This is a genomic window from Gemmata sp. (assembly GCF_051859125.1).
Classification (GTDB): domain Bacteria; phylum Planctomycetota; class Planctomycetia; order Gemmatales; family Gemmataceae; genus Gemmata.
In genome coordinates this window covers 139,439-152,798 of the sequence record NZ_JBHYGG010000001.1, presented here as the reverse complement: position 1 = coordinate 152,798, position 13,360 = coordinate 139,439, and the positions used below count along the sequence as shown (strand labels likewise).

Annotated in this window: 5 protein-coding genes; 4 read left to right on the top strand and 1 reads right to left on the bottom strand. The window is 69.9% G+C overall.

Going from position 1 to position 13,360, the window contains the following annotated elements; all coding sequences use genetic code 11:
• Positions 1 to 258: 258 nt before the first annotated feature.
• The 4 genes from eno (at position 259) to ACTIGN_RS00485 (ending at position 5,800) form a co-directional block, all read left to right on the top strand.
• Positions 259 to 1,560, top strand: coding sequence for a phosphopyruvate hydratase (gene eno, locus ACTIGN_RS00500; RefSeq protein ID WP_439620384.1), 1,302 nt, complete (start codon positions 259 to 261; stop codon positions 1,558 to 1,560).
• A 124-nt stretch (positions 1,561 to 1,684) separates the two neighbouring features.
• Positions 1,685 to 2,275, top strand: coding sequence for a hypothetical protein (locus ACTIGN_RS00495; RefSeq protein WP_439620383.1), 591 nt, complete (start codon positions 1,685 to 1,687; stop codon positions 2,273 to 2,275).
• A gap of 19 nt (positions 2,276 to 2,294) precedes the next feature.
• Positions 2,295 to 3,098, top strand: a complete 804-nt coding sequence (locus ACTIGN_RS00490; protein ID WP_439620381.1) for a formylmethanofuran dehydrogenase subunit C — start codon at positions 2,295 to 2,297, stop codon at positions 3,096 to 3,098.
• A gap of 113 nt (positions 3,099 to 3,211) precedes the next feature.
• On the top strand, positions 3,212 to 5,800 hold the full coding sequence (locus ACTIGN_RS00485) for a prolyl oligopeptidase family serine peptidase (RefSeq protein ID WP_439620380.1): 2,589 nt from the start codon (positions 3,212 to 3,214) through the stop codon (positions 5,798 to 5,800).
• A 312-nt stretch (positions 5,801 to 6,112) separates the two neighbouring features.
• Here the strand turns inward: ACTIGN_RS00485 and uvrA are convergent, their stop codons facing one another.
• Positions 6,113 to 13,102, bottom strand: coding sequence for an excinuclease ABC subunit UvrA (gene uvrA, locus ACTIGN_RS00480; RefSeq protein ID WP_439620378.1), 6,990 nt, complete (start codon positions 13,100 to 13,102; stop codon positions 6,113 to 6,115).
• Between the last annotated feature and the right edge of the window lie 258 nt (positions 13,103 to 13,360).

The window sequence follows — 13,360 nt, the reverse complement described above, 5'->3', positions numbered from 1 at the left end:
GGCGGAGGGACTCCCCGGTCCCTTCGGCCCGCGAACCCGGCCGGCTCCGGAACGATAGACAACCGGTCGCCTCACCGTCGGGCACGAGGCCCGCGCGGCGACCCCGAGTGACCCCGAGTACCCCGGAGCCGGTCGGCCCTTCGAGCACATTTCGGGCGCGCCTTGACCGCACCCCGCCCGCCCATATCCCATCATCACTCTCCGTCACCCGTCCCGTACCGAACCGCGGTCCCCGCGGCCAACCCCCACGCACACACGATGAGCAACGCCACGATCCGCACGCTGAAGGCCCGCGAGATCCTCGACAGCCGAGGCAACCCGACCGTCGAGGTCGAGGTCGTTCTGGCGTGCGGCACCGTCGGCCGCGCGGCGGTCCCGAGCGGGGCCAGCACCGGGGCGCACGAGGCCGTCGAGCTGCGCGACGGGGACAAGAAGCGGTACCTCGGGAAGGGCACGCTGACCGCGGTCCGCAACGTGGTCGACGGGATCGCGCCGGCCGTCGCCGGGATGGACGTATACGACCAGGCCGCGCTCGACGCGAAGATGATCCACCTCGACGGCACCGCGAACAAGGGCCGCCTCGGGGCCAACGCGCTGCTCGGCGTCTCGATGGCCGCCGCCCACGCGGCCGCCAACTCGCTCGGCCTGCCCCTGTACCGGTACGTCGGCGGCACCAACGCCCGCGTGCTCCCGGTGCCGATGATGAACATCATCAACGGCGGCAAGCACGCCGACAGCACCGTGGACTTCCAGGAGTTCATGATCATGCCCGTGGGGGCCAAGACCTTCCGCGAGGGGCTCCGCATGGGCGCGGAAATCTTCCACAGCCTCAAGCAGGTGCTCCACGACAAGGGGCTGAACACCGCGGTCGGCGACGAGGGCGGGTTCGCCCCGAACATCCCGTCGGCCGACGACGCGCTGGCCACCATCTCGACGGCCATCGAGAAGGCCGGGTACAAGCTCGGCGACCAGGTCGCGTTCGCGATGGACGCCGCCTGCACCGAGCTGTACGAGGAGGCCAAGCACAAGGGCAAGGAGGGGTACTGCTTCTTCAAGAGCGCCCCGGACAAGGTCATCACGTCCGACGAGATGATCGACCTGTGGGCCAAGCTCGCCGACAAGTACCCGATCCTGTCCATCGAGGACGGGCTCTCCGAGGACGACTGGGCCGGGTGGAAGAAGCTCACCACCAAGCTCGGGAGCAAGCTGCAACTCGTCGGCGACGACCTGTTCGTGACCAACACCGAGCGGCTCAAGCGCGGCATCGCCGAGGGGTGCGGCAACAGCATCCTCGTGAAGGTGAACCAGATCGGCACGCTGACCGAGACCCTCGACGCGGTCGGCCTGGCGATGCGCAGCAAGTTCACCGCGATCCTCAGCCACCGCAGCGGCGAGACCGAGGACGTGACGATCGCCGACCTGGCCGTCGCGACCAACTGCGGGCAGATCAAGACCGGCAGCGCCAGCCGCACCGACCGCATCGCGAAGTACAACCAGCTCCTGCGAATCGAGGAACAGCTCGGCGCGGCCGCCGTCTATGGGGCAGAGATGCGGAAGTGATTCCAAGCAACCCTGTGCTTCCGCTCTCCGGCCCCCTCCGAGGGCTCACGACCGTTGAGTCCCGGAGGGACGACAGTGCGTAGCCCGGGGTGCGAACCCCGGGACTCTCCGGGAGCCGTTCCCCATGCCGACGTTCCTCAGCGACCCGCCGCAGACCGCGTACCTGCTCCTCTTCGCGGCGGTGCTCGTCTCCGGGGCGGTGTGGTTCAACCGCCGCGACAACCGGCGGGCGCTCGCCGCCTTCGGGAGCATCGCGGGGGTACTCGCGGTGCTGTTTCTGCTCGACAAGCTCTTCGAGAGCCCCCGCGAGGAGTCGGTCCGGGCCGTGCAGACCATGCTGCGGGCCGCGAACGCCCGCGACGCGAACGCCTTCGTCGCCAACATCGCCGACACGCTCGAGTACCACGGCGAGAGTGCTCCCGTGACGGTGACCCGCGAGCAGGTTCGCGGCGGCGGGTTCTGGAACGTCCTTCGACAGCTCGACGTCCGCGTCGCCGCGTGGGACTTCGCCCGCGACGACGTCCGCGAGATCGACGCGAACACGATCGAGATCGGGTTCCTGGCGAAGGGCGAGGCCAACGGGCATCAGGCCCCGCTGTACCTCCGGGCGACGTTCGCCCGCCAGCCCGACGGGCTCATGAAGCTCACGAAGCTCGCGACATTCGACCCCATGAAGCGAACCAACGAGCGCAAGACGATCCCGTTCTTCCCGTGATCCGGGTTGCGATCCCAGCATGTTCAAACTCACCCTCCGCACGCCGTCGGCGATCCCGCTCGAACTCGACGGCGTCACGCCCGAGCGGGTCGCGGGTCTGTCGGCGATTGAGGTCGCGAAGCTCCCCGTTCAACACGGCAACCGCACAGAACCGCTCGGCGAGTTCTTCACCGTCGGCCCCCGCACCCACCCGAAGGCCGACCTCCAGTTCGCCGGCGACACGCGCACCGTGAAGGGAATCGGGGCCGGGATGTCCGCGGGCTTCGTGTACGTCGAGAGCAGCGTTGGGATGCACGCCGGCGCGCGAATGACCGGCGGCACGCTCGTGATCGACGGCGGGGCCGGGGACTGGCTCGGGGCCGAGATGCGGGGCGGGGCGATCGAGGTCCGCGGGAACGCGGGGAACCAGGTCGGGGCCGCGTACCGCGGGTCGCGCCGCGGGATGTGCGGCGGGTCGATCCTGCTCCGCAGTTCCGCCGGCGACGAACTCGGCCTGCTGATGCGCCGCGGGGTGATCGTCGTGCAGCGCGACTGCGGCGAGTTCGCGGGTGCGTCGATGATCGCCGGCACGATCGCGGTGTTCGGCGGCACCGGCCCGCGGCTCGGGGCGGGGATGAAGCGCGGCACGATCCTCGCCGCCCGCGAGCCCGACCTGCCGGCGTCGTTCCGGTTCGCGTGCGAGTACCGCCCGAGCGTCTTGCACCTCCTCAACGGCGAGATCGCCCGCCTCGGCTCGGCGCTCCGCTTCCCGACGCACCCGGCCCGCTGCTTCCGGGGCGACCTGCTCACCGGCGGCCGCGGCGAGGTGCTCGTTCCGGCCTGACCGGGTTCGCTCGTCTTCAACAAACGCTTCGCAAGCACCGGTGTTGGGTACGGGTATACGGCTCCGTGCGCGACCCGCGCTTGATCGCGCCCCCGCGACCGGGAAGAATGGACGTGTCGCTCCCCACCGAGACGCACCACATGACGACGCTCTCCCGGGTCCGGTTCTCGCCCGGCCGAACCACCGCCGCCGGCGTCCTCACCGGCCTGGCTCTCGCCCTCGCCGCCCCGGCCGCCGACACGGTCATCATGAAGGACGGGTTCGTGGTCCAGGGGAACGTCCGCAAGGAGGTCACGTCGATCAACGACCCGGCCACGGGCAAGACGTTCCCGATCGCCAAGGACACCGGCCTCGACATGCTCGACGAGGGGCCGAAGGTGTGGATCTTCAGCACCCACGCCAAGCAACTCGGCGAGATCGGCAAGGACACGAAGCTGCGGCCCGAGTACAAGGCGTACACGATCGCGGGCGGCCCGCGGAAGCGGAACGACCCGCTCCCGCCGGTGATGACCCCCCGCGACCGCGAGGCCGCCGAGTTCAACGCCAAGTGGCGGCGCACCATCACCGTCAACGTGCCGCTCGGGTTCGACAAGATCGAGCAGCAGATCACCTACCTCGACCCGTACTTCTGCTACCTGTGGTCGCCGACGCACCTCTGGCGGCTCGCGTACCGGACGGCCGAGATGGACCCGGCGATGATCCGCAAGCTCCTCTCCACGCACCCCGAACTGACCGAGGAGCCCGGCAAGCCCGAGCCCGAGAAGCAACTCGCGGTCGCCAAGTTCATGCTCGACGCGGGCTGGGTGCAGTACGCCCGCGACGACCTGGACCGGGTCAAGAAGACCTTCGCCGCCGGGCTCCCGAAGCCGGCGCAGGAGCTGTTCGACAAGCTCTCGAAGGAGGTCGACGCGGCCGCGGCCGGCCTCGTGGTCAAGGAGGCCGAGCTGGCGCTGAACTCGGGCCGGTACCGGTACGCCGGCGACCTCCTCGGCGTGTTCCCGGAGAAGACCGCGGAGCCGCGGCAGGTCGACGACGCGACCCGGCTCATGGCCGACCTGAAGTCGGCCCGCGAGCGGTACGACACCGGCCGCCAACTTCTCCGCGCCCTGCTCGACGCGGTCACGGGGAAGGGGCGGGCGGCCCCGTTCCTGGCGGCCGGCGGCGGCGCGACGATCGCGGCGTTCCCCGCGAAGGAGCTGGCGACCCCACTCGCGACCCTCGTCGCCGCCGGCGAGGACGTGTACGCCGAGTTGCACCCGGACTCGGCCGCCCGGCTCGAGTTCTTCGTGAACCTTGCCGGCCAGGTCGAGCGCGAGACCAAGCAGGGCCGCGACCCGAGCAAGCGGCCCGACGAGTTGCTCGCCACCGCGGTCAGCGGGTGGGTGAAGGGGAAGAACGGCGCGACCTCCGACCCCGAGACCGCACTGCGGCTGTGGGCCGCCCGCGAGACCGTGCTGCGCTTCCAGCGCGCCGAGCTGCTCAACGACCAGGCCGCGATCCTCGCGGGGTACAAGAAGGGGAAGCCGATCAAGATCGACGAGCTGGCCCAGGTGATCTCGCTGCTCCCGCCGGCCGCGCCCGAGAACCTGCTGTTCCGCACGGGCGAGCGGGTGCTCAACAAGGACGGCACCCCGACGAGCGTGTACAAGCGGAAGACCGGCCCGACGGCGCTCGACGCGGCCGGCATCCCGTACTACGTCAAGCTCCCGCCCGAGTACCACCACGGGCGGCCGTACCCGGTCGTGATCGCGTTGACCGACACCCGCGCCGACCCGCGGCAGCTCATGGCGTCCATCGCCGCCGAGGCGGACCGCCACGGGTACATCGTGGTGGCCCCCGAGTGGGGCGGCGGGCAGTTCGGCGGCAAGCAGGCGTGGGAGTGGAAGGGCGAGGACCACGAGTACGTCACGGCCGTCCTCCGCGACGCGGTCCGGCACTTCTGTGTGGACAACGACCGCGTGTTCCTGGTGGGCGCGGTCGAGGGCGCGAACATGGCCATGGACGTCGGCGCGTCGCACCCGGACCTGTTCGCCGGGGTCGTCGCGATCGGCCCGACCCCGAAGTGGCAGGCCATGTTCGAGGGGTACTGGCGGAACGCGCAGAAGCTCCCGTTCTACGTCGTCACCGGGGAGATGTCGGGCCAGTCGGTCCTGAACCTCCGCCGCATCTTCGAGCCGTGGACCCGGTACGGGTTCTCCGGGCTCATGGCCGTGTACAAGGGCCGCGGGATCGAGTGGTTCGCGGCCGAGCCGCCCGTCATGTTCGACTGGATGAACCGCAAGCAGCGGGTGAGCGGCGCCGCGGTGCTGAAGCTGGCGACCGAGGCCCGGTTCCGGTGGACCACGATGCGGGCCACCGACAACCGGTTCTACTGGCTCGGGGCCGAGAAGATCGCCGACCGCAACCTGATCGACAACTACAAGGGCGGCACGATGGTCCCGGCCGACCTCGACGGCGACATCGGCGGAAACAACATCATCAACCTGCACTCCCGCGGCATCACCAAGCTGTCGGTGTGGCTCGGGCAGGAGATGATCGACTGGACGAAGCCGGTCGGGGTGAACATCAACGGCTCGGCGGCCCGCGGGTGGCGGCCGAAGGTACTGGAGCCCGACATCGACGTGCTGCTGCGCGACTACCGCGACCGCGGCGACCGCCGCATGCTGTTCCTCCAGCGCCTGGAGTTCGACGCGATCCCGTGACGCGAGGTGGACGAGGAACCACCAGTCGTGCTGTGGACCTCCTCGGTCACCGGTCACTTTCTTGCGTGGCTGCCCCTCACCCGCCGCGAAGCGCGGCGACCTCTCCCCGTCGGAACGGGGCGAGGTGGGGCACGTGGTGCTTCTCACCAGCGCTGTGGTCGGATCAGTTCAAGAGGAACCCAGCGAGCCCCACCTCGCCCCGTTCCTACGGGGAGAGGTCGCGACCCGGCACTGCGGGTCGCGGGTGAGGGGCAGCGCGCTCAACCTGCTTCGGGTGGGCTCGCGTCACCGCTGACCGCTGTGCGTCGCCCCTCACCCCGCTTCCTTCTCGCCCCCGGTGCCGAACGCCGCCTTGAACGCGCGGAGGTGTTCGGTCAGCACCGGCTTGAGCTTGTTCGCGGGGAGGTTGTCGCCGGTCACGAACCAGAGCTTGAGCACCTCGCTGCCGTCCTCGCGGTCGCCCTCGATCGCGGACTCGCGGCCGGCCCCTTCGAGTCGCCCCAGGTTCGCCTGACCGCGGCGGCCGACGAGCCACACTTCGAGTGCCGCCGACTCCTTCGTCTTGATCCGGCACCAGAACCGCGACGCGCCGAGCGGCCGCACGGTCACGGCGTCCCGCACGTCCCACTTGAATTCCAGGGTGGAGTCGACCTCACGGAGCAGCTTGAGCAACCGGGGGAGCAGGGCGCGGTCCCACTTCGCGCCCTTGCCCAGCGGGAACCCCTTCTCGCCGAGGTGCCACTTCTCGCCGTCCTTCTTCCAGGGCATGTTGCCCTCGACGCCGGCGCTCGCGGTCGCGTCGCGGCCCTGCACCACGCCCACGGCGCGTGCGAGGAACTCGCGGAACGCGGGTGCCTCGACCTCGGACTTCTTGTGGACGACGACGACGACCTGCTGACCCGCGGCGTGGTTGCCGACCTCGACGCGGTTGCCGTCGCGGGAGTACCCCTCCAGGCCGGGCGTGTCGCTGAGCGGCGGGAGCGCGAGTTTCGCGGCGAGTTGGTCCTCCTTGAACGGGCGGCCGGGGAGCCGGAACACGAGCTTGAAGTACGCCTCGTGCCCGGTCATCGCGTGGAGGAACCAGCCGTCCGACTTCTTCGCGAGCGGCACCTCGACGATGCTGCGGTGGTTCCAGTTCGTCTCCGAGAACGCGCCGAGCTTCTGGATCTCGTCGATGGCGAAGGAGAGCGCGTCGCCGTCCCACTTGATCGGCTTGCCGGTCGTGGTGACGCGGTCGCGGGTGTGCCACTTGGGCCCGTCGGCCTCCCACGGGAGCTTCTGGTTCTTGCCGACCTCGGCGATGTCCATGTCGCCGAGCCGGGCCTGGAGCGCGGCGGCCGGGTCGAACCGCACCCGCTCCTCGTGCGGGCCGGCCGCGAGGACCCCCTTGAGGATGCGGCCGGTGTGGGTGAGGGCCCCCGCGTCGAACTGCCGCACCACCTCCTCGGGCGTGCCGGCCGCCACGACGCGACCGCCGCGGATGCCCGCGTCCGGCCCCAGGTCGATGACCCAGTCGGCCGTCTTGATGACGTCGAGGTTGTGCTCGACGACGACGACCGTGTTGCCGAGGTCCGCGAGCCGGTGGAGCACGACCAGCAGCTTCCGAATGTCGTCGAAGTGCAGGCCGGTCGTCGGCTCGTCGAGCAGGTACAGCGTCTTGCCCGTGCTGGGCCGGGCGAGTTCCGCCGCGAGCTTGACGCGCTGCGCCTCGCCGCCCGACATGGTCGGGGCCGGCTGCCCGAGCGCCATGTACCCGAGGCCGACGTCGTCGAGCGTCTGGAGGATCTGGCGGATCTTCGGGATGTTGCCGAACAGCTCGAGCGCCTCGCTGACACGCATGGTGAGCACGTCGGCGATGCTCTTGCCGTGGTACCGGACCGCGAGCGTCTCGGGGTTGTACCGGGTGCCGCGGCACGTGTCGCACTCGACCCACACGTCGGGCAGGAAGTGCATCTCGATCTTCTTCTGGCCCATCCCCTCGCAGGCGTCGCACCGGCCGCCCTTCTGGTTGAAGCTGAAGCGCCTTGGGTGGTACCCGCGCACCTTCGACTCGGGTAATCGCGCGAACACCTCGCGGATCAGGTCGAACACGCCAGTGTACGTCGCCGGGTTGCTCGACGGCGAGTTGCCGAGCGGGTCCTGGTCGACGGCGATGATCTTGTCGAGGTGGTCCAGCCCGCGGATGTCGTCGTGCGCCGCGCCCGGCGTTTGCGCTCGGTTCAGCTTGCGGGCGAGCGTGTTGTAGAGCACCTCGTTGACGAGCGACGACTTCCCCGAGCCGCTCACGCCGGTGACGGCGACGAACCCCCCGAGCGGGATCTCGACGTCCACGTTCTTGAGGTTGTGCTGCCGCGCGCCGACGATGCCGATCTGGTTCGCGAACCCGCGGCGGCGGTTCGTCGGCACCGGGATCGCGAGCTTCCCGCTCAGGTACTTCCCGGTGAGCGAGTTCGCGTCCTTCTGCACCTGCTTCGGCGTCCCGGCCGAGGTGATCTCGCCGCCGCGGTCGCCGGCCCCGGGGCCGAAGTCGAGCAGGTAGTCCGCGGCCGCGATCACCTCGCGGTCGTGCTCGACCAGCACCAGGGTGTTGCCGAGGTCGCGGAGCCGCTTGAGCGCTTCGAGGAGCCGCTCGTTGTCCCGCGGGTGCAGGCCGATGGTCGGCTCGTCGAGGACGTACAGCACGCCCGTGAGGCCGCTGCCGATCTGCGACGCGAGCCGGATCCGCTGCGCCTCGCCGCCGGAGAGCGTCGGGCCGGGCCGCGAGAGCGAGAGGTAGTCGAGCCCGACGTCGACCAGGAACTTGATGCGGTTCGTGATCTCGCGGATCACCTCGCCGGCGACCTGCTGGGTCTCCTTGGACGGCGGCAGGGTCTGGAACAGTGCGAGTGTGTCGCCGAGCGGCTTGTCGCACAGTTGGCCGAGCCGCAGGTTCGCGAACCGCGTCGCGGCCGCGTCGGGCCGGACCCGCGCGCCGCGGCACGCGGAGCAGGGGACCTGGTCCACGAGGTGGTCGAGTCGGTTCCGGTACACCCACGACACCCGCGACGCCTCGTCGATCGCGGGGAACAGGCCCTTGTACTGGAACCTGGCGAGCGGGGGGCGTGAGCCCCCCGAGGGCTTGGGGCTCTTTTTCCGTTTCCCAGACTCGGGGGGCTCACGCCCCCCGCTCGCCAGACCGATCCAGGCTTCGCCCGTTCCCTGCGTGACGACGCGCTGGTGCTCGGGACTGAGCTTCTCGAACGGCGTGTCGAGGTCGAACCCGGCGTGGTCGGCGAGCGCCTGCGCGAACGGGAGCCACGCCGACCCCGCGGCGAGCGGCGGCCACGCGGCGACGGCCCCCTGGCGGAGTGACAGCGCGGTGTCGCCGATGAGCAGGTTCTGGTTCGCGCCGCGCTGGAACCCGAGCCCCTCGCACGTCGGGCACCACCCGAGCGGGCTGTTGAACGAGTAGTTGTGCGGGTTCAGCGGCTCGAAGCTCAGGTTGCAGTGCTCGCACGCGAGGTGCTGCGAGAACCGCTCGACCCGCCACTTCGCCTCGTCCTTGTCGGCCTCGACGTAGGCGATGTGCATGACCCCGCGGCCGAGGTCGAGCGCCTGCTCCACCGCCTCCGCGAGCCTTGTGCGGGTGCCGGGCTTCACGACGTTCCGATCGACCACGACCTCGACGGTGTGCTTGCGGCGGTGGTCGATCTGCGGCGGCTCGTCGAGGCCGAAGCTCTTGCCGTCCACCCGCATCCGCGAGTACCCGGCCCGGCGGATCTCCTCCCAGAGCGTGTCGTACTTCTCCTGACCCGAGCGCTCGAGCGGGGCCAGGACGTAGAGCTTCGTCCCCTCGGGCTGCGACAGCACCTTGTCGACGATCTCGTCGGAGGTCTGCGTGCCGACGACGCGGTCGCACTTGGGGCAGTGCCGCTCGCCGAGCCGGGCGAAGAGGATGCGGAGGTAGTCGTAGACTTCGGTGACGGTGCCCACGGTGGACCGCGGGCTCTTGCTCGTCGTCTTCTGCTCAATGCTGATGGCCGGCGACAGGCCGGTGATCTGCTCGACGCGGGGCTTCTGCACCTGACCGAGGAACTGGCGGGCGTAGCTGGAGAGCGACTCGACGTACCGCCGCTGACCCTCCGCGTAGATCGTATCGAGCGCGAGCGACGACTTCCCCGAGCCCGACGGCCCGCAGAACACGCTCATCTTCTCCCGCGGGAGCCGGGCCGACACGTTCTTGAGGTTGTGCTGGCACGCCCCCTCGACGCACAGGTGCGTGATGTACTTGGTGGGCTGGGTGGCGCGCTTGCCCGCAAGCCCCCGGCCCGCGGTCCGGGGGCGTTTCTTGGGGAACAGAAGCGGCGCGAGCGCCCGGCCGGTGTGCGACTCTTCGCACTTCGCCACCACCTCGGGCGTGCCCGCGACCACGACCCGGCCGCCGCCCGAACCGCCCTCCGGACCCATGTCGATCACCCAGTCGGCCGTCTTCACGACGTCCAGACTGTGCTCGATCACCAGGACCGTGTTCCCCTGGTCCGCGAACCCGTGGAGCACTTCGAGCAGCTTCCGCGTGTCGTCGAAGTGCAGGCCGGTCGTCGGCTCGTCGAGGATGTAGAGCGTCCTGCCCGTCCCCTTGCGGACGAGTTCCTTGGCGAGCTTGATGCGCTGCGCCTCGCCACCCGACAGCGTCGGCGACGGCTGGCCGAGCTTGATGTAGTCGAGGCCGACGTCGTGGAGCGTCTGGAGCATCGGGCGGATCTTCGGGACGTGCTCGAAGTGCTCCAGCGCCTGGGCCACCTCCATCTCCAGCACGTCGTGGATCGACTTGCCGCGGTAGCGGACCTGGAGCGTCTCGCGGCTGAACCGCTTGCCCTCGCACACCGGGCACGTCACCCACACGTCGGCGAGGAAGTCCATTTCGAGCTTGTTCGACCCGTTGCCCTCGCACGCCTCGCACCGGCCGCCGGGCTTGTTGAAGCTGAACCGGCCGGGCTGGTAGCCCCGCACTTTGGCGTCGGGCATCTGAGCGTACAGCGAGCGGACCTCGTCCCACAGCTTGATGTACGTCGCCGGGTTCGACCGCGGGGTGCGGCCGATCGGCGTCTGGTCGATGTCGATGACCTTGTCGATGTGCTCGGTGCCGTCGATCCGCTCGAACCGGGCGTCCGACGCGACTTGACCGGCGTCTTCCTCGCTGTCGGCTTCGGGCTCCGGCTCGCTGGGCCTACGCCCGGCGCTCGCCAGGGCGGTTGCGAGCCCGCCGCGGAGCACGTCGTTGACGAGCGAACTCTTCCCCGAGCCGCTCACGCCCGTGACGCACACGAGCTTCCCGAGCGGGATCTCGGCCGTCTCGTTCTTGAGGTTGTGGTGCGTCGCGCCGACCACCCGCAATGCGTGACCGTTCCCCGCCCGGCGCTCCTTGGGGACGGCGATCTCCTTCGCGCCGGTGAGGTACTGGCCCGTGAGGCTGTTCGGGTTGCCGAGCACCTCCGCGGGCGTGCCGGCGGCGACGACGTGCCCCCCGCGGACGCCCGGCCCCGGGCCGAAGTCCACGAGGTAGTCGGCGGCCCGCATCGTCTCCTCGTCGTGCTCGACGACGAGGACGGTGTTGCCCATGTCGCGGAGCCGTTCGAGGCTCGCCAGCAGTTGCGCGTTGTCGCGGGGGTGCAGGCCGATGCTCGGCTCGTCGAGGACGTACAGCACGCCGACGAGCCCGCTGCCGATCTGCCCCGCGAGCCGGATGCGCTGCGCCTCGCCGCCCGAGAGCGACGGGGCGGGGCGGTCGAGCGAGAGGTAGTGCAGGCCGACGTTCAGCAGGAACCCGAGCCGCCCGCGGATCTCCTTGAGCAGCTCGCCGGCGATCACCTTCGCGGTCGGCGTCAGCGTCTTCTCGTAGGTGTCGAACCACGGGACGAGTTCGCCGATGCTCGTGTGGCCGAGTTCGACGAGCGTGCGGTCGCCGACCCGCACCGCTCGCGCCTGGGGGTTGAGCCGCTCGCCGTGGCACGCCGGGCACCGCACCACGCGCATGTACTTTTCGAGCTGCATCCGCCGCGGGCCGGCCGCCGTCTTCTTGAACTGCGACAGCATCTGCGGGACGATCCCCTCCCACTTGCCGCCGTGCTTCCACACCTTCCCGCCCCGTTGTTTCCACTCCCAGACGATGTGCGAGTCGCCGCTGCCGTTGAGGAGCAGGTCCTGGTGCTCGGTGGGGAGCTTGTTCCACGGCTTCTTCAGGTCGATGCCGAGCGACTTGCCGACCCCCTCGAAGATGTGCTTGCGCCACCGCCCCATCCCCTTGAGCGGGCCGACGAGCGGGACCGCGCCGTCGTAGAAGCTCGCGGTCGGGTCGGGGATCAGCAGGGCGGCGTCGAACGTGAACTTGTTGCCGAGCCCGTCGCACTCGGGGCACATCCCGTGCGGGCTGTTGAAGCTGAAGAGCTGCGGCGTCGGCGGCTCGTAACTGATGTTGCAGTGCGTGCAGGCGTAGTGGGCCGAGAGGAGAACGTCTTCGGTCTCTGGCGAGCCGGGGGCCTCAGCGGCACCTTCCTCCGGGCGCTCGGGCTCCCGGCTCGCCTCGCGCTCAATGGAGAGGATCAGGTTCCCCTCGGCGAGGTTGAGCGCCTGCTCGACGGCTTCGGCCACGCGGCTGCGGAACGTGCCGTCCTCCGGCCCCTTCGCGGCGCGCTTCTGGAGCCGGTCGACGACGATCTCGATGGTGTGCTTGATCCGCTTGTCGAGCTTCAGGTCGTCGGTCAGCTTGACGGCCCTGCCGTCCACGCGGGCGCGGACGTACCCGCGCTTCACCATGTCGGCGAAGAAGTCCTTGAACTCGCCCTTCTGCCCGCGGATCACCGGCGCGAGGACGAGGAACCGCGTCCCCTCGGGCAGCGCCAGGACCCGGCCGACGATCTGCTCGCGGGTCTGGGCGGTGATCGGCCGACGGCACCTGGGGCAGTGGCCCTGGCCGAGCCGCGCGTACATGACGCGGAGGAAGTCCGACACCTCGGTGATGGTGCCGACGGTGGACCGCGGGTTCCGGCCGGCGGTCTTCTGCTGGATGCTGACGGACGGGGACAGGCCGCCGATGTAATCGACGTCGGGCTTCGGGAGCTGGCCGAGGAACTGCCGGGCGTAGCTGGAGAGCGACTCGACGTACCGCCGCTGCCCCTCGGCGTAGATCGTGTCGAACGCCAGCGAACTCTTGCCCGAGCCGCTGACGCCGGTGAAGCAGATCAGCTTGTTGCGGGGGAGTTCGAGGTCGACCCCCCGGAGGTTGTGCTCGCGCGCCCCGCGGACGACAATGGTCTGTGAGTCCATGAACCCCCGCTCCTCCTGAACCGGGCCGCCCGAAGGGTACAGATGATTAGTATAGGCGCTTTGTGAGGCCCGGGAGCCAACGAACCGCCGCCCCCAGACCGGGTTCGGTTGAAGTGGAAAAGTGTGAGGCGGTTTTCACAATCTCGCCGCGAGCGCTTCCAACCCCCGCCCCCGCCGTGTTATAACTTTCGGAGATCACCTCGAACCCACCTCGGCGGCTAGTTTCCGGTCAGTTCCGGGAACTCCGCCCGCCCCGCC